Raw genomic sequence first — 16,975 nt, 5'->3', positions numbered from 1 at the left:
TTCATCGGCGGGTTCTAGATGTCGAGATCCTCGACGGCGGGCCGCTCGGCCACGTCGGCGATCAGGTCGTAGAACTCGTCGGGGATCTTGCCGCGCAGCTCCTCGACCGTGCCGACGACCTCCAGCGTGGCCGCGCCCTGCACGAAGCCCCACCGCGTCTCGCCGAGGCCGAGGTAGCCGCGCCAGGTGGTCACCCAGTCGTCGGACTCCGAGCCGCTCACCCAGTCGGGCGAGCGGTCGACGTGCAGGACGAACCTGCCCTTGCGCGACCGGTAGACCCGGAACATCTCCACCTGCCCGCTGCGGCTGGTGCGGCCCCACTCGCCGAGCAGCACGCCGGAGAAGCGCTGCTTGCGCCCGGCGCCCTGGCCGACCTGCACGATGATTTCTTCGTAGCCCTCCTGGCGGCCCTCCTCCATCTCGACGTAGCGCCGCAGCGCCGCGCTGATGGCGGCCGACAGTTTGCCGCCGGCGAGCTCCTGTGCCCGCTGGAAGATCGGCAGATCCTCGTCCGACACGTAGATCGTTTTGTTCGGCATCGTCTCATCCTCATCCCGTATACGTATGAGTTTACGTATACGGGAGCGAGTTGGCAACGGGGAAGGTCAGTCCCGGTCGTCGAAGACCCCGTAAGAGGTGGCCCTGAAGAGGAAGGAGGCCCAGGACCGGTAGGGCCGCCAGGCCTCGGCCAGCTTCCGGTACGCGCTCGGCGGCGCGTCCTCCGGCAGCCCGTACGCCTCGCGCAGGATCGCGAACAGGCGCGGCTCGTCGCCGGGGAACGCGTCCGGCGCGCCCGCGCCGCGGATCAGGATCAGGCCGGCGGAGAACGGCCCCACGCCGGGCAGCGCGCGCAGCTCGGCCAGGGCTTCCCGCGGGTCGAGGGAGCGCAGGTGCTCGCTGGTGAGCACGCCGTCGAGCGCCGCCTGCGCCAGGCCGCGCAGCCACTCCTCCTTCTGCGCCGGCAGCCCGAGGCCCCCGGCCTCCAGCAGCGACACCGGCGGGGGGAAGGCCGAGTGCGCCTGCCCGTCGACGGTGACCTTCGCGCCGTACCGGTCCGCGATGCGCTGCTTGATCCGCGAGGCGACGAGCATCGACGAACGCTGCACGATCACCGCCCAGCACGCGGCCTCCCACGGACTCCAGAAGCACACCGGACGCAGGCCGGGGCTGCGGCGCTGCAACTCGCCGAGCATCGGGTCGGCCTCGCCGAGCTTGGCGAAGCCGGCGCCGTCGACGTCGAGCGACAGGATCCGCGCCACCTCGCCCCGGATCCTCGGCCCGGCGGGCCGCGTCGTGGCCACGGCGACCCCGCCCGGCGCGCCCGTCACCGTGACGCCGATCGGCAGCCAGTCGGATTCGGCGCAGTAGGCGAAGCGCATCGCCCGCCCGTCGGAGGGCAGCGCGCTGGTGGCCGGCCAGTCCTCGATGAAGCGCAGCGACGCGTCGAAGTCGAACGGGCCCTCGGCGGTGAGCGTGAATCCGTGCGTGGTCATGCGCGTATGGTAGGGGCCGCCGGCAAGGGCCGGCGCCGACGGCCCCCGGCTCGATCATCCGGTCATGAGGTCCGGCTCCTCGCCGCCCCGTCCTGCCCTGGCCCGCCGCAACCGGCCGCCGGCAGGGCAACTGCCGCCATCGCGGTGCTCGTCAAGCATCGACTCGTCGCGTTCCGGAAAGGGGGCCGCTCGTACGCGCCGGGCTACCAGGTGCGCCCGGCGTGCTGGAGCCGGTCGCGGACCCGGACGACGTGCGGGTTGGCGTCGGCGCCCGGCCGCTGGACCAGGAAGAGCGTGTTGAGCGGCGGCTCGGCCGGGTCGTGGAGCAGGGTGAGCCTGCCGGAGGCCAGGTACTCCTCGCACAGCGAGCGGGGCAGCACGCTGTAGCCGGCGCCCGCGTTGACCGCCGACAGGACCGCGTACAGGTTCGGCACGGTGACCGCGGCGGCGGCGGAGAGCTGCTTGCCGAAGACCTGGCGCCAGTAGCGGCGCACGATGGGCAGGTCCTCGGCGTAGGTGATGAGAGGGACGTCGCGGAGCGCGGTGCAGGGATCGGCTGCCGCGGCCGGGTGCGTCTGGACGCGCCGCGCCCAGTCGGGCGCGGCGACGAGTACGTACTCCTCGTCTGCCAGCGGGACCGAGGCCGGCGTGCGGCCTCGGGGGCGCCTGGTCGCGATCACCAGGTCGTGGCGGCCCGCGCGTAGTTCCTCGATCAGCGGCTCGGTCAGCCCCGTCGCGACGCGCAGTCGCACGCCCTCGGCGACGAGCGGCGCCAGTGCGGGCAGGACCCGGACGCAGAGCAGCTCGGAGGGGCCGGCCAGGTGCACGGGAGCGGTGTGCCCGGAGAGCAGGCCGCTGCGGCCTTCGAAGGAGGCGAGGGCGTCGAGGGGGTCCGAGACCTGGGTGGCCAGTTCGTGGGCCGGTTGGGTGGGCTCCACGCCGCGGGGGAGCCGGGTGAACAACTCACGTCCCGTCTGCTGCTCCAGCGTGCGGATCTGGGCCGTCACCGTCGGCTGGGAGAGCCCGAGCAAGGGCGCCGCGGAGGTGAACGATCCGGCGCGGTAGACGGCCAGGAAGGTACGCAGCAGGTTCAGATCGACGTGGGACGGAGCCCGCGCCCGGCCGGCGTCTTCCATTGGGATGTCGATGTCGGTCATCGATCCTCCTATTGGTTCTCCGATGGCTTAGGTGTCTAGCGTAGGGGGAGTTGCCCAGGTGGCGGCGCCGTCCGCCCTGTGAAAGGAAAATCCGCGATGACCACCCAGAACGCGATCAACTGGCCCGAGCGTTACCTGCCGGGCACCGGCGACAACTTCGTGTCCAACGAGGTGATCGTCAAGGGCCCGAGCGCCGCCGGCGTCTGGCGCTACCTCGTCGACACCTCCACCTGGGAGTCGTACTACGACAATGTCGCCGACATCAGCTTCCCCCAGGGTGGCGGCCCCGAGCTGGGTGAGGGCGTGCGCTTCAGGTTCGGCACCTTCGGCTTCCCGCCCCTCGACGCCCAGGTCGTCGAATTCCAGCCGCCGGGGGAGGGCTTTCCCGGTCGCCTGTCCTGGACCGCCGCGCAGGGCGGCAGGCCCGAGGAGCAGCTCGACGTCCTGCACGCCTGGCTGGTGGAGGACCTGCCCGGCGGCCGGGTGCGGATCCTCACCCAGGAGACCCAGATTGGCCGGCCGGCCGCCGAACTGGCCGCGCAGAGGCCGAACCCCATGCTCAACGGCCACCAGGCCTGGCTGGACGGCCTGGTCCGCGCCGCGACAGCCACCAGGGCATAACGAGACAGGTAGCCGTGCCCTGGCCGGCAACCTCACCGTGAGCGTTCTGGGCACCGGGATCAGCGATCGGGTCGGCCCGGTCGTCCGGTGGTTCCGGACGTCGCCCGCCCGCGTGGGCCTGCCTGCCGCGAGCGGGCGTCGATCGGGCCGGGTGGCGATTGTCGTGGCAGCTCAGGAGGGTGCGCGCGGCGCTCGCCGGTACGGGGCCGCGCCGGGCGGGTCTGGGTTATGCCCGGCGATTAATGGACATTCTGACTTGACGTGTCTAGACTTGGTCAGGCACGTATTTCCCGATGCTTGCGCACGGGGGGACTTGTTGAGTTTCACGCGACTCAGAGACAACTTCGAGCTGGTCGCCAAATATGGGGACAGCGTGCCGCTCTATTTATTCTCGGATCTGTTCCTGCGCGTCCCGGGATACCGGGAAATGTTTCCGGTCAACATGCGGAACCAGCGCGATCGGCTCATGGGGGCGCTCGGGTTCGCGGTGGAGCACGCGGGGGGCCTGCACGAGATCACGCCTTATCTGCACCACCTCGCGCGCAGCCACCGGAAGCTGGGCGTGGCGAACGAACATTACGTGCAGTGGAGCGCCAGCGTGGTCAGCACGATGCAGCGCTTTTCCGGCAACGCATGGGACGACGGGCTCGACCGGGAATGGCGGGAATTCCTGGGCGCGCTTTCCCGCGTGCTGGTCGACGGGGCCGAACAGGACGCCACCAAAAGGCCCGCGCGCTGGTCCGCCGAGGTGATCAGCCATGAGCGCAGGGCCGTCGACACGGCGGTGCTGCGATTGCTGGTCGACGCGCCGTTCGCCTATGTTCCCGGGCAGTCGGCGCCGGTCGAGGTGCCGCAGTGGCCGAATCAGTGGCGGTACTACTCGATGGCCAACGTGCCCCGGCAGGACAACACCATCGAATTCCACGTGAAAGCCGACGGGGCCGTGAGCAGATCCCTGGTCTGCGACATTCAGGAAGGCGACACCATACGACTTGGCGCGCCGGTCGGCACGCTCACGCTCAATCCCGACACCGGACGGAACATTCTGCTGGTCGCCGGCGGCACGGGGTTCGCGCCCATCAAGGCGATTCTCGAGCACGTGACCCGATTGCCGGTGCCGCCGTGGGTCTCGGTGTTCGTCGGCGCGCGCGAACCCGACGGGCTCTACGATTTCGAAACCCTGCGCACCTGGGCCGCGAAATATTCCTGGCTCAGCGTCAGGGCCGCTCTTTCCGAAACACACGACCAGGATCTCGCCGCCTCAGGGACGGTCAGCGAGGTGATCGCCGGATACGGCCGGTGGGACGCGTACGACGCCTATGTCTGCGGACCGCCCGCCATGGTCGACGGCACGGTCGAGGTCCTGCGCGGAAATGGGTTCAGCGACAACCGCATTCGCCTGGAGAGGTTCGCGAGTGAGGCCGTTCCGTCACAGAGGTTCGCTGTATGAATGACCCGGTCGAGCAGTTCCATGCCACGTACTCCAGCCGGCCGGACAACGACGGTGACGAGGGCGGCGCGGTGGCCCGCTGGTCCGAGCCCGGCGGCGAGACCGATGCCTCCTGGGAGGAGCCGCAGTGGGACGAGCCGCAGGCGGCGGCCTCGGCGAGCAGCCGCTCGCCCGAGCGGCTCACGCCCGCGCAACTGCGGGCCGTCGTCTTCCGCCGTGCCCCGCTGGGCCGCCGCGGGCTCGACGAACACCAGGTCAACAACCTCCTCGACCGGGTCGAGGAAGAGCTGACCCTGCTCACGCAGGAGAAGAAGGCGCTCCTGGCCGAGGTCGCCCTGCTGCGCGAGTACGTCTCCGACTCCTCCGCCATCGCCGTACCCGCCCAGCAGCAACAGCCGACGCCCGCGCCGCGTGCCGAGGCCGACGCCACGACGCCCGCGCGTCGGGAGACCGGGCTGTCGCGGGTGGAGCAGGCGGGGCACGTGGAGTCGCAGACGGTGGCCAGCCGCATGCAGGAGGCGCACGTCTACGCGGCGAGCCTGCTGTCACAGGCCCAGCAGACCGCTGACCAGTACATCCAGGACGCCCAGCGGTACGCCAGGGAGCTCATCGAGGACGCCCGCTATCGCAGGGGCGAGATCCTGAGCAAGGCGGGGCCGGAGCAGGCGACTCCGGAGGAGGAGACCTGGGAGCGGGAGGCCGCCCGGCTGCGGGCCGCCAGCCAGCAGTATCGCGGCAAGTTGCGGGACTACTTCGAGCTGCTGCTGATGAACCTGGACGAGTGGGAGACGGCCGAGGAGATCGGCGGTCCGCCGGACACCGGGCGGTTGCCTGAGTGAGCCCGCCCGGAAGGCCCCGCCGGAATGCAGGGTCAAGCGCTCAGGGCCACCGTCGGGGGGACGCGGGCCGCGCGTAGCGCGGGGTAGATGCCGGCCAGGGCGCCGATCAGCACCGTGGTGGCCAGGCCGCCGCTCAGCGCCCACATCGGGACGACCGTCGGCAGCCCGTTGAGCTGGGCGTAGACGAACGTGGCCAGCGCGCCGAGCAGGACCCCCGCGCCCCCGCCGAAGGCCGACAGCAGCAGCGCCTCCACCAGGAACTGGTTGCGCACCTGCCCCCTCGTGGCGCCGAACGATCTGCGCAGGCCGATCTCCTTTCGCCGCTCCAGCACGGCGACCACCATCGTGTTGGCCACCCCCACCCCGCCGACGAACAGGGCGACCGCCCCCAGCCCGAGCATGAGCCCGGTGAACGCGCCCGCCGCGGCGGCCTTGGCCTTCAACGCGTCCGACGGGCGGCTCACCTTGGCCTCGTTCGGGCTCTCCGGGGTGACCGTACGGGCCAGCATCGCCCGTACGCTCTCCACCGCCTCGTCGGCCGAGCGCTCGTAGACGGTGGTGGGGTGGCCGTCGTGGGCGAGGTACTCCTTTGCCGCGGGGAAGCCGACGAGCGCGGACCGCTCGACCTCCTCGGCCAGCGGCATCCTGTCCAGCACGCCGATGACGGTGAACCACCTGCCGCCGATCCAGACCTGGGCGTTCGGGGTGAGCAGGCCGAGGCGTTCGGCGGCCACCGCGCCCAGGACCACCACCGGTTGACGTTCGGTGGCGGCGTTGAGCCAGGTGCCCCGGCGGACCCGGCCGTCCAGGGTGGTGAGCAGGTCGAGGCTGGTGGCCTGGACGGTGATGCCCAGGGAGATGCCGCTGGGGATGAGGTCGTTGCGGCGCACGGTGGTGCCGGTCTCGGCGGTCTGGGCGGCGGCGGTGACGCCGTCGATGCGCTTGACCATGTCGGCGGCGTTCTCGGGGAGCTTGACCTTGTCGCCGAAGAGGCTGTCGCCGGGGGAGACCCTGAGCAGGTTGGTGCCGAGCTCGTCGAGCTGGCGCAGGAGCTTCTCCTGGCTGGAGGCGGAGATGCCGACGACCGTGACCATGGTGGCGATGCCGATCGCGATGCCGAGCGCGGCGAGGACGGCCCTGGCCGGTCTCGACCGCAGGCCCGAGGTGCCGAGCCTGGCCAGGTCCGTCGGCCGCAGCCGCGCCGGGCGCAACGCCGTGCTCACGGCGCCCCCGTCCCCGTGCTCACGGCGCCCCCGTCCCCGTGCTCACGAGACCTCGGATCTGACCAGGCCGTCGCGTACGCGGATGCGGCGCGGGCAGGCCATGGCCACCTCGGGGTCGTGCGTGATGATCGCGATGGTGATGCCCCGCGCGTTCAGCGTCCGGAACAGCGACAGCACCTCCGAGCCCGCCTCGGAGTCCAGGTTCCCGGTCGGCTCGTCGGCGAGCAGCAGCGGCGGCCGCCCGGCCACCGCGCGGGCGACCGCCACCCGCTGCATCTGGCCGCCGGACAGCTGGTTCGGCCGGTGGCCCAGGCGGTGGCTCAGCCCGACCAGGTCGAGCGCCGCCTCGGCCCGCTCGCGCCGCTGCCGCCGGGACAGGCCGGTGTAGAGCAGGCCGTCGGCCACGTTGTCCAGCGCGGACAGGCCGGGGGAGAGATGGAACTGCTGGAAGACGAAGCCGATGTAGCGGGCGCGCAGCGCCGAGAGCTGGCTGTCGGACAGCGTGCTCACGTCGTAGCCGGCCACCCGTACGGTGCCCGAGGTCGGCCGGTCGAGGGTGCCCGCGATCTGCAGCAACGTGGACTTGCCCGAGCCGGACGGGCCGACGATGGAGACCATCTCGCCCTTGCGGATGGTCAGGTCCACATTGCGCAGGGCGTGCACCCGGCCGTAGCTCTTGCTGACCCCGCGGATCTCCAGGACGTTCATCGGCCCGACACCGTGACCTTCATGCCCTCGGCCAGCCCCGGGCCGCTCACCTCGACCCTGCCGTTGCCGAACGCCCCCGTCCGCACCGGCACCCGCCGCGCCTGCCCCTGATCCACGATCTCGATGCCGTAGCCGCCCTCGGGCAGCGCCAGCAGGGCCTCCACGGGCACGGTGAGCACGTTCTCGGCCCGCTGCCTGGCCAGCTCGACGGTCACCGGCGCCTCGTCCAGCGACCCGAGCGACCTGGCGGCGACCTTGATCTCCACCTCGACGGTGGCGCCGCTCTCCTGGTTGCCGGAGCGCTTGGCCGCCTTGGCCACCTTCGCCACCCGGGTGATCCGGCCGGTGACGCTCTTGCCGTCGGCGAGCTTGACGGTGACCTTCCTGCCCTTCTTGGCGAGGTCCTGCTTGTCGGCGTCCAGGTCGATGCGGACCAGCCGGTCGGTGCCGGTGATGTCCAGGACCGGCCGCAGGGACCCGATCTGGTCGCCCACCTCGACGTCGATCTTGCTGACCCGGACCGGATCGGGCAGGAAGAGGACGTCCGCCGGGGTCACCTTCCCGTTCCGCTCCATGCCGTTCTTCTTCTGCCACCGCCGCACGGCGCGGGCCGTCGCGTCGGTGAAGCGGGTGTCGACCGTCACGCCGCGGCCGAACCCGAGGTCGCGCAGGTTGCGTTCGAGCTGCTTGACGTCGGGGCCCTTCTTGACACCGTCCTTCAGGGTCCGGTACGCGGGGAGCTCGCCGTACATGAGGACGCGGGGGCGGCGGTCCACGCCGTAGAGGCTCTTGCCGCGCCGGATGACCTGGCCCTCGCCGGGCAGGCTGGTGATCGTCCCGGCCGAGGTGGCCTTGACGGTACGGCTGCCGGCGTACGTGAGCTTGCCGTCCACGCTCTCCTTGTCCACCAGGTCGCCGCGGGTGATCTCCTTGGTGGCGGCGGCCACCGGGCGCGCGGTCGGCGTGGGGTCCGGCCTGGCCTGCGGGCCCGCGTCGAAGAGCGCAGCCGAGGCGAACACGCCGCCCGCGGTGACCGCGCTGCCCACGGCCGCCGTGCCCAGGGCCGCGACGACCCCCTTGAGCCGGCCGTTCATCAGGCTCCCCCCTGTCCGGGCAGCAGCTTGGCGCAGGACTCCGCCGCCTTGCGCAGCTTCGGGTCGTTGGGGTCGAGCTTGGGGTTGACCTGCGGCGGGTCAGGCATGTCGATGCCCTGCTCGCGCATGCACCGGGCGTACTGGATGATCTGGTCGCGGGCCTTCGGGTCGTTGAAGGGGTTGGGGATCTGCGAGGTGTACTTCTCGCAGGCCTTCAGCGCCTTCTGCAGCGTCGCCTGGTCCCCGGTGTACTTCCACGTCTTGTCCTCGGGGGAGCCGGGGTCGGGCACGTCGATGCCGTTCTGGCGCAGGCACTGGGCGACCTTGAGCAGCACGTCGTCGGGGTCGACGCCGGCCGTCGGGGCCGTCTTGGGTGCTGCCTGCCGGGCCGCCGCGGCCGGCGGGGTGCCGGCGATGGCGATCGCGATGGGGTTCTGCTCGTCCCGCTGGGCGCACCCGGCGGCCAGCAGCGCGAACGCGACCAGCGCCGGCAGGGCCGCCCTCATGACACGCCGTCCCAGTCGAAGACGCGCCTGGTCACGACGTTCACGACGACGGCGGTCACGAGCAGCCCGGCCACGGCCGGCCAGGTGTCCGACAGCCGCCCCAGGTACGCCTCGAAGACGAAGTCGTTGAGCTGGGCCAGCGGGTTGACCGTGGTGACCTGGTAGAACCACGGCGCGACACCCTCCCAGCCCTCGCGCGGCACGCCCAGCCCGCTGCCGAGGAACAGCAGCGCGAAGCAGAGCGGCGCGGCGATCCTGGCCCCGGCCGGCGGCATGCGCAGGCCCCCGAGCAGCAGCCCGGCGCTGACCGAGCAGTAGGTCACGGCCAGCAGCGCCGCCGCCAGGTTGAGCGGGTGCCCGGAACGGGGCGGGCCGTAGACGACGAACGTGACGGCCATGAACAGCACGGTGGACGCCGCCACCAGCGCGCCGGCCACGATCGCCTGGGCCGTGAGGTACGACCCGTCCCGCATGGGGCTGCGCCGCAGCCGCCTGAGCAGCCCCGTGGCCCGCACCTCCGACAGGTGCAGGGTGAGCACCAGGATCCCGGCCGCGGCGGCGACGGTCCCCGCCATCTCGGGCAGCAGCCGGTCGATGACCCGCACCCCCGGCATGGCGCCGAACTCGATCGTCGGGAAGGAGAAGCCGATGACCAGCATCAGCGCGAGCAGCACCGCGAACGGCAGGGCCAGCACGCCCAGCAGCACCACCGGCGTCCGGAGCAGCAGTGCCACCTGGGCGCGTACCAGGGTCCACACGGTAGCGGCCATCCTCACGCCTCCAAGGCGACCGGCTCGGGAACGGCCGACAACGTGAGGTAGGCGTCCCTGAGCGTGGGCGGGCGGATCGACCACACCCGGTCGCCGCTCATCGGCGACAGCTCCTGGATCGCCGCCTCCAGCGCCGGCCGCGAGCCGTACAGGTAGGTGGCCGCGGCGCAGGGCAGCACGCGCACGTCGCGGAGCCCGTCCACGCGCAGGTGCGGGGGCACGCCCATGACGAACGTCGGGCCGAGCAACTGGACCAGCCTGGCCGGCGTGCCCTCGGCCAGCACGCGGCCCGCGCGCAGCAGGACCACCCGGTCGGCCAGCCGCTCGGCCTGGGCCAGGTCGTCGAGCACGACGCAGACCCCGCCGTACCCGGCGCGCAGCTCGTCGACGGCCCGCTCGACGCGGTGCCCGCTGCCCTCCCTGAGCCCGGCGGTCGGCGCGTCGAGCAGGACCAGCTCGGGGTTGCCCACCAGGGCCAGGGCGATCATGGCCCGCCGGCGCTGGCCGTCGGTGAGGCGGCCGAAGCGCCGGGGCAGCAGCGGCTCCAGGTCGAGCAGGTCCACGAGGCGTCCCGGCAGGCCGCGCGTGCCGTGCAGGCGCGAGAGCAGCCGTACGGCCTCGGCGACCTTCATCCGGGCCGGGAGGCTCTCGCCGCGCAGCGCGGCGGCCATCCCGGGGGGCCTGCGGTCGCCGTGGCCGACCGTCACGCCGAGCATCTCGATGTGGCCCGCGTCCGGCTCCTCCGCGCCGACCAGGCAGCCGAGCAGCGTGTCGGCGCCGCTGTCCGGCGGGCCGACGACGCAGACGACCTCGCCGCGCCCGACGGTGAACGACACCTCCTCCAGGGCGGGCGACCTCGACAGGTCGGTGACGCTGAGCAGGGGTGTCATAGCGGCGCTCCGAGGCCGAAGCGATCGGCGATAGAGGCGCCCACCTCCAGGTAGGTGTCGCGGGTGGCGGTGCGCAGCAGGTCGAGATCGACCTCGGAGCCCTGCTCCAGGTGCGGGTCGAACGGCACGCCGATCACCGCCCGGCAGCGCTTGGTGAAGTGCTCCTGGAGCTCGGCCACGTTGACGGCGTTCCTGCGCGGGTTCTTCACCGCCGACAGCACCACCACGGCGCTGCCCGCCAGGTCCTGATGACCGTGGGCCTGCAGCCAGTCGAGGGTGGCCGAGGCCGACCTGGCGCCGTCCACGGTGACCGGGCTGACCAGGACGATCTGGTCGGCCATGTCCAGGATCGCGCTCATCGCCGAGTGGAGCATGCCGGTGCCGCAGTCGGTGATGGCGATCGAGTAGAACTGCTCCAGGATCTGCGCGACCGCGCGGTAGTCGTCGGCGTTGAACGCCTCGGAGATGGCCGGGTCCCGGTCGGAGGCCAGCACCTCCAGCCGCGAGGGCGCCTGGGAGGTGTAGGAACGCACGTCCGCGTAGCGCCAGATGCCGGCGCGGTCGTTGAGCAGGTCCCTTACGGTGGCCGGAGACTCCATCCGCAGCTTCTCCGACAGCGTGCCCCGGTCGGGGTTGGCGTCGACCGCGATGACCCGGTCTCCCCGGTGGTGGGCCAGCGTGGAGCCCAGGCCGATGGTCGTGGTGGTCTTGCCCACGCCGCCCTTGAGGCTCATCACCGCGACCCTGAAGTGGCCCGAGGTGACCGGTTGCCTGATGCGCTCGATCAGCTCCTGGCGGTGGCGTTCCGCCTTGGAGTCCTTGGGGCGGATCAGGCCGCCGCTGAGCGTGAAGACGGCCTTGCGCCAGCCGCCGGCGGGCGGGCGGCGGCGGGTGCGCAGCAGCCGGTCCGGGCGCAGGCTCTCCGCGGACGTGCCGGTCGCCGGGGCGTCCGGCGGCGCCTGCTCGGCAAGGGAGAATCCGGCGGGGTCCGCCTCCTCGGCCACGGAGAAGCCGGTGGGGTCGGCCTGCCCGGGTGTGGCGAAGGCGGAGGGGCCGGCCGGTTGGGGAGGGGGGAAGGCGGTGGGGCCGGGCTGCGGGAAGACCGGGACGTCGGGGGCGCCCGCCGCGGGCGGGTCCCAGGCCGGCGGGTTCGGCGGCTGGAACGCGTTCAGGGCGCCGAGCTCGATGGGGCCGGGCGGCGGTCCGACCGTCGGAGGGCCTTTCCTGGGCTCCCCCGGAGGGCTGGTCGTGCCGAAATGGCCGAGCCGTGGCGTGGGATCGTCCTTCGAGTCCGCCTGCCACCACAGGGGCGGCTCCGGGGCGGGGGGAGGCGGCTGGTCCACGTCTTTGCGTAGCTTCGGCGGCGGGAAGCGCATCGTGCGCGTGCGGTCCGGATCTTCCCCGTTCACTTCCATCGTGACCTCGTCGTCGGTGTTGAGCAGAGGCCGTTCATCGCGCTCGCCGTGCATGATCCACCCGTTCGCGTATCTGCGTGTGGTCGTCGGATTGCGTCACAGCCAGCCCTGCCGCCGCGCGGTGTGGACGGCTTCGTGATGGCCCTCCGCGTTGAGTTTGGCCGTCGCGCTGGAGATGAGCCCGTGTGCGATCGCCTCGGACACATGGAGCTCGACGGCGATTCTGGTGATCGTGGCCCCGCCGCCGGCCAGGCGCAGGGCGTCGCGTTCGTGGTCGGTGAGCGGGCTGTCCCCGGTCGTCATCGAGGCGACGGCGAGCTCGGTGTCGAGGTACCGGCCGCCGGCGGCGACCTTGCGGATGGCCGCGGTCAGCTCGTCGGCCGAGGCGTCCTTGCCGAGGAAGCCGGCGACGCCGGAGGCCAGCGCCCGGCGCAGGTATCCCGGCCGGCCGAAGCTGGTCAGGGCGACGATCGCGCACCGGCGGCCGATCCGCGCGGCGGTGGTCAGCCCGTCGCGGCCGGGCGGCTCGGCGTCGAGTACGGCCACGTCGGGTCGGTGTCGCCGGACCGCCTCCACGATCCGGTCTCCAAGCCCGGTCTCGGCGACGACATCGATGCCCTCCTCCAGAGTGAGCAGGGCGGCCAGCACCGCCCGGGTCTGCGGTTCGTCGGCGGCGAGTAAGACTCGGATCGGCGACGCTGTGGACATACCAGGAGTCTGACTCCGGGATGTTTTCCCCGGTAGGCGCCTATGTCATCGGGCCCATGTGACATCTATCATGCAAATAAAGCGGCAAAAGAGGATTTTTCGCTCATTAGGTAATAAATCGCCTTAAGTGCTTGCCAAGATCCCTCACGTTATGGCATTCCGAAAGTCGGCTGCAAGTCGTGGCCGTCACACTGTTACGGCCCACGTGAGTATGCCCACAAGCGATGACAGAGCTGTCCGCGTAAGAGATGATCGAGATGCGACAGAGGGGGCATGTGCTGGTGATGCACTTTGGAATCCTGGGGCAACCGGCAATATGGCAGCAAGGAAACGAGATCAGGCTGGCCACCCGCAGATCGCGTGCGGTGCTGGCCCATCTGTTGCTGAGCCCGACGCGCTCGGCATCGGTCGACAGCCTCATTGACGCGATCTACGGAGACACCCCCACCAAGAGCGCCAGGAACCAGGTGCACCGCGGGGTCGGCGAGCTCAGGCGCAGCGGCGTCACGATCGACGTGCACGACAACGTCTACCGCCTCGAAGCCGCCGAGGACAGCATCGACGCCTTCGTCTTCATGCGCCTGTACGACCGGGCCTGCCTGCTGGCCGGCGAACGCGACCACGCCCAGGCGGCCAAGACCCTCGACGCCGCGCTCAAACTGTGGCGGGGCTCGGCCCTGTCCGGCCTGGACAGCGAGGCCTTCGTCGCCGAGGCCGCCGTCTGGAACGAGCGGCGGCTGGCCGCCGTCGAGGCCCGGGTCGACGCCGACCTGGCGCTCGGACGGCACCGCGAGGTGATCGCCGAGCTGCAGCACCTGGCCGACCAGCACCCGCTGAAGGAACGCTTCTGCGCCCAGCTCATGATCGCCCTCTACCGTTCCCAGCGGGGCAGCGAGGCCCTGCAGGCCTTCACCGACCTGGAGGAGCGGCTGCGGGAGGAGCTCGGCACCGATCCCAGCCCCGCGCTGCGCGACCTGCGGCTGCGGATCCTCCGCCAGGACTTCGCGCTGGAGCGCACGCACCTGGCCGCGGACGTGCCGCGGCAGCTGCCCGCCCGTCCCGGCATGCTCGCCGGACGGGACGGCGAGCTGCGCGAGATCGTCGCGGAGCTGGCCGAGCGGGCGACGTCCCCGCTGGTGATGGTCACCGGCTCGGGCGGGGTCGGCAAGACCGCCGTGAGCCTGGAGGCGGCGCACCGCGTGGCCGGGCACTTCCCCGACGGGCAGCTGTTCGCCGACGATCTCGGCGATCCCGGCGAGGTGCTGGCGGGCTTCCTCGGCGCGCTCGGGGTGGCGGCCGAGGAGATCCCCGAGGGCGCGGGGGCACGTGCCGCGCTGCTGCGCAGCGTGCTGGCCGTGCGGCGGGTGCTGATCGTGCTGGACGGCGTGACCGGCCCGGGGCAGGTGCTGCCGTTCCTGCCCGGGCACGCCGGCTGCGCCGTGCTCGTGACCAGCGTCTCCCCGCTGGCCCTGCCGCGCGACGCCGCCACGGTGACCGTCCCGGCACTGGACGGCCCCGCCGCCAGGACCCTGCTGGCCACCGGGGCGGGACGGCAGCGGATGCAGGCCGAGCCCGCGGCGGCCAACCGGATCGTGGAGCTGTGCGCCGGGCTGCCGGTGGCCCTGGAGATCGTGGCCGCCAAGCTGGCCGCCAGGCCGTACCTGAGCCTGGAACGCCTGGCCGAGCGCCTGTCCGACCCGGCGCGGATCCTCGGCGAGCTCCGGCACGGGGGCAGGAGCATCGCCCCGGCGCTGCTGAACGCCTACCAGGCGCTGCCCACCGGGCCGCGCTCGCTCATCCGCAGGATCGGGTTCCACGGCGTGTCCGGGGTCAGCGCCGAGACCGCGGCCGCGCTCGCCGACGTGCCGGTGGACGCCGCGGAGGAGCTGCTGGAGGAGCTGGCCGAAACCCATTTCGTCACCCCCTTATCCGACGGCCGGCGCTACCACTGCCACGAGCTGCTGCTCGGCTTCGGCGCCGCCCGCGCCCGCCTGGAGGACGGCGAGCAGGACCTGGCCGCGGCCGTGGAACGTGCCCTCGGCGGCTGGCTGACCCTGACGGACGCCGCCCACGCCTCGATGCGCGGCAAGGACAACTCCATCCCGCGCGGCACCGCGCCCCGCTACCGGCCCGCCGGGGCCCGGGACTGGACGGGCCCGGGCTCGGCCTGGTTCGAGGAGCACCTCCGCACCCACCTCGCCCTGGTACGCCGGGCCGCCGCGGCACCCGAGACCTGCTGGGAACTGGCCATCGCGCCACTCGCGCTCTTCGAGGCCGGCGCCCACTTCGACGTCTGGCTGGAGTCCCATCAGATCGCCCTGGCCAGCGTCAGGAACGCGGGCAACCTGCGCGGCCAGGCCGTTCTGATGTACTCCCTGGGCTACCGCTCGCTGCTGGTGGGCGACTACATCGGCGCGGCGTACCACCTGGAGGAGGCGCTGGCGATCTTCCGGCGCCTGGGCGACGAGTACGGGCGCGGGCTGACCCTGCGACTGGTCGGCGACCTCGACCGGATCAACCAGGCCCTGGCCACGGCGCGGAAGGTCTACCAGGAGGCCGCCGCGGCGCTGAACCGCAGCGGGGACGCGATCGCCGAGGCCGACGCCCTGGTCGGGCTGGCCATGGTGCTGCACAGCACCGGCGAGGGAGCCGCCTCCCAGGACTGCCTGGACCGGGCGCTCGGCCTGTGCCGCGAGGCGGGCAGCCTGCGCAGCGAGGCCCGCATCCGGCGCGCGGTGGCCATGCACGCGGCCCGGGCGGGCACCCCGGAGAAGGCCTGCCCCGAGCTGATGGAGGCGCTGGAGATCGCCATCCACATCGGCGACCGGGTGGTGCAGTCGGACATCCTGCTCGATCTCGGGACCACGCGGATCCTGCTGGGCGACCCGAAGGCCGCCTACGACGACCTGGCGACGGCCGAGGAGATCGCCCGGGTGTCGGGGATGGCGCGAACGGCGTCGCGGGCGAAGCTGGCTCGCGCGTTCATCAACGTCAACGGCCTGGTCACGCAGAAGAGCATCGCCACCGGCAGCGCCTGACCCGGGACGCCCCACCCGGAGATCGGCGGGGAGCCCCGCGCGACGTGACGGGACCTGGGCAGGAGTCAGCAGGCCTCGCCGGTGAGGCCGTCGGCGACGGCTGAGGTGAAGGGGGCGCGGAGGGCGCGTTCCTCGGTGACGCCGAACAGCGCGATGCCCGCCGCACGCGCGATCTCGCCCAGGCGCGTCGAGGTCAGCCCGCTGATCAGGACCCGCTGCCCGTTGGTGTCGAGGACCTGGCCGCCCGCCCGGGTGACCGCGGCGCCGAGCGCCTGCGGCTGGTCGGACAGGACGCTCACGGTCTGCGGCTGGAAGCGGTCGACGAAGGCCGCGGCCGAGCCGCTGCCCACGACCCTGCTCTGCGCGATCACCACCAGGTCGTCCACCAGGTCTTCCAGCTCGGCCAGCAGGTGGCTGGCGATGAACACGGTGCGCCCCTGGTCGCGGAAGCGGCGCAGGACGTTCTTGATCCAGGCGATGCCCTCGGGGTCGAGGCCGTTCATGGGCTCGTCCAGGATCACGATCTCCGGATCGCCGGCCAGCGCGATGGCCAGCGCCAGGCGTCGCAGCATGCCGAGGGAGAAGGAGCCGGTGCGCCGGCCGGCCACTTCGGAGAGGCCGACGCGGTCGAGGAGCTCCTCGGGGTCGGCCCCGGCGCCGGCCAGCCGGGCGGCCCAGCGGACGCTGTCGACGGCGCGGCGGGAGGGGTGCGCGCAGTGGGCGTCCAGCACCGCGCCGACCTTGCGGGCGGGGACCGGCCACTGGCCGAGGGGCTTGCCGTCGATGAGAGCGGAGCCCGAGGTGGGATGGACGAGTCCGAGGAAAAGGCGGAGTGTCGTGGTTTTTCCGGCGCCATTGGGCCCGAGGAATCCGGTGATGGCCCCGGCCCTGACGGAGAAGCTCACATTGCTCACGGCGACGATCGCGCCGAATCGTTTGGTGAGGCTCTCCGCCCGCAGCATCGCCCCCATACTCAGCCAGCCCCCACTTCCGCCGTCAGCTGAGGTTTCGGGGCGCGCTATACCGAGGTGAATTGCCCGCAATTCCCCGAGGCGGCGCAATT

Annotated in this window: 16 protein-coding genes; 4 read left to right on the top strand and 12 right to left on the bottom strand. The window is 72.2% G+C overall.

Annotation, left to right across the window (positions count from 1 at the left end; all coding sequences use genetic code 11):
- Positions 1 to 14 precede the first annotated feature (14 nt).
- The 3 genes from ACIBQ1_RS48015 to ACIBQ1_RS48005 form a co-directional block, all read right to left on the bottom strand.
- Positions 15 to 539 (bottom strand): EXLDI protein, encoded by a 525-nt coding sequence (locus ACIBQ1_RS48015; RefSeq protein WP_397288239.1) that lies wholly within the window; start codon positions 537 to 539, stop codon positions 15 to 17.
- Positions 540 to 605: 66 nt separating this feature from the next.
- Positions 606 to 1,493: a DNA-3-methyladenine glycosylase family protein gene (locus ACIBQ1_RS48010; RefSeq protein ID WP_397288237.1), complete on the bottom strand. Its 888-nt coding sequence runs from the start codon at positions 1,491 to 1,493 to the stop codon at positions 606 to 608.
- A gap of 203 nt (positions 1,494 to 1,696) precedes the next feature.
- Positions 1,697 to 2,650: a LysR family transcriptional regulator gene (locus tag ACIBQ1_RS48005; RefSeq protein WP_397288235.1), complete on the bottom strand. Its 954-nt coding sequence runs from the start codon at positions 2,648 to 2,650 to the stop codon at positions 1,697 to 1,699.
- Between the two features lie 96 nt (positions 2,651 to 2,746).
- On the opposite strand from ACIBQ1_RS48005, the gene ACIBQ1_RS48000 reads away from it, so the two are divergent.
- The 3 genes from ACIBQ1_RS48000 to ACIBQ1_RS47990 all read left to right on the top strand — a co-directional run bounded on the left by ACIBQ1_RS48000 (position 2,747) and on the right by ACIBQ1_RS47990 (position 5,560).
- Positions 2,747 to 3,271 carry an SRPBCC domain-containing protein gene (locus ACIBQ1_RS48000; RefSeq protein ID WP_397288233.1) on the top strand — a complete coding sequence of 175 codons (525 nt, stop codon included), beginning with the start codon at positions 2,747 to 2,749 and terminating at the stop codon, positions 3,269 to 3,271.
- Between the two features lie 316 nt (positions 3,272 to 3,587).
- Entirely contained in the window at positions 3,588 to 4,721 is a 1,134-nt protein-coding gene (locus ACIBQ1_RS47995; RefSeq protein WP_397288231.1) for a globin domain-containing protein, read from the top strand.
- Positions 4,718 to 5,560, top strand: a complete 843-nt coding sequence (locus ACIBQ1_RS47990) for a DivIVA domain-containing protein (protein ID WP_397288229.1) — start codon at positions 4,718 to 4,720, stop codon at positions 5,558 to 5,560. Before ACIBQ1_RS47995 ends, ACIBQ1_RS47990 begins: the two co-directional genes overlap by 4 nt.
- Before the next feature lie 32 nt (positions 5,561 to 5,592).
- On the opposite strand, the gene ACIBQ1_RS47985 is transcribed toward ACIBQ1_RS47990, so the two are convergent.
- From ACIBQ1_RS47985 to ACIBQ1_RS47950, 8 genes are read right to left on the bottom strand one after another with little or no spacing between them, the layout of a single operon-like run.
- Positions 5,593 to 6,783 (bottom strand): ABC transporter permease, encoded by a 1,191-nt coding sequence (locus ACIBQ1_RS47985; RefSeq protein ID WP_397288227.1) that lies wholly within the window; start codon positions 6,781 to 6,783, stop codon positions 5,593 to 5,595.
- Positions 6,784 to 6,825: 42 nt separating this feature from the next.
- Entirely contained in the window at positions 6,826 to 7,491 is a 666-nt protein-coding gene (locus ACIBQ1_RS47980) for an ABC transporter ATP-binding protein (RefSeq protein WP_397288225.1), read from the bottom strand.
- A complete protein-coding gene (locus tag ACIBQ1_RS47975) occupies positions 7,488 to 8,585 on the bottom strand; it encodes a peptidoglycan-binding protein (RefSeq protein WP_397288223.1) in 1,098 nt (365 codons plus the stop codon). The genes ACIBQ1_RS47980 and ACIBQ1_RS47975 overlap by 4 nt, the downstream gene beginning before the upstream one ends.
- Positions 8,585 to 9,091, bottom strand: a complete 507-nt coding sequence (locus ACIBQ1_RS47970; RefSeq protein WP_397288221.1) for a hypothetical protein — start codon at positions 9,089 to 9,091, stop codon at positions 8,585 to 8,587. The genes ACIBQ1_RS47975 and ACIBQ1_RS47970 overlap by 1 nt, the downstream gene beginning before the upstream one ends.
- The gene (locus ACIBQ1_RS47965) at positions 9,088 to 9,861 is read right to left on the bottom strand and encodes an ABC transporter permease (protein ID WP_397288219.1); all 774 of its coding nucleotides are present in this window, start codon (positions 9,859 to 9,861) and stop codon (positions 9,088 to 9,090) included. The genes ACIBQ1_RS47970 and ACIBQ1_RS47965 overlap by 4 nt, the downstream gene beginning before the upstream one ends.
- Positions 9,862 to 9,863: 2 nt before the next feature.
- Positions 9,864 to 10,751 (bottom strand): ATP-binding cassette domain-containing protein, encoded by an 888-nt coding sequence (locus tag ACIBQ1_RS47960; RefSeq protein ID WP_397288217.1) that lies wholly within the window; start codon positions 10,749 to 10,751, stop codon positions 9,864 to 9,866.
- Complete coding sequence (locus ACIBQ1_RS47955; protein ID WP_397288215.1) at positions 10,748 to 12,220, bottom strand: MinD/ParA family protein; 1,473 nt, start codon at positions 12,218 to 12,220, stop codon at positions 10,748 to 10,750. Before ACIBQ1_RS47955 ends, ACIBQ1_RS47960 begins: the two co-directional genes overlap by 4 nt.
- 42 nt (positions 12,221 to 12,262) lie before the next feature.
- A complete protein-coding gene (locus ACIBQ1_RS47950; RefSeq protein WP_397288213.1) occupies positions 12,263 to 12,874 on the bottom strand; it encodes a response regulator in 612 nt (203 codons plus the stop codon).
- A gap of 365 nt (positions 12,875 to 13,239) precedes the next feature.
- Between ACIBQ1_RS47950 and ACIBQ1_RS47945 the strand changes: the two genes are divergently transcribed.
- Entirely contained in the window at positions 13,240 to 15,912 is a 2,673-nt protein-coding gene (locus ACIBQ1_RS47945) for a BTAD domain-containing putative transcriptional regulator (RefSeq protein ID WP_397288211.1), read from the top strand.
- A 65-nt stretch (positions 15,913 to 15,977) separates the two neighbouring features.
- Here the strand turns inward: ACIBQ1_RS47945 and ACIBQ1_RS47940 are convergent, their stop codons facing one another.
- Positions 15,978 to 16,874: an ABC transporter ATP-binding protein gene (locus tag ACIBQ1_RS47940; RefSeq protein WP_397288209.1), complete on the bottom strand. Its 897-nt coding sequence runs from the start codon at positions 16,872 to 16,874 to the stop codon at positions 15,978 to 15,980.
- Positions 16,875 to 16,975: the final 101 nt, after the last annotated feature.

The sequence above is a fragment of the Nonomuraea sp. NPDC050153 genome (genome assembly GCF_044460125.1).
GTDB lineage: Bacteria > Actinomycetota > Actinomycetes > Streptosporangiales > Streptosporangiaceae > Nonomuraea.
This window is presented reverse-complemented; position numbering and strand designations above follow the sequence as displayed.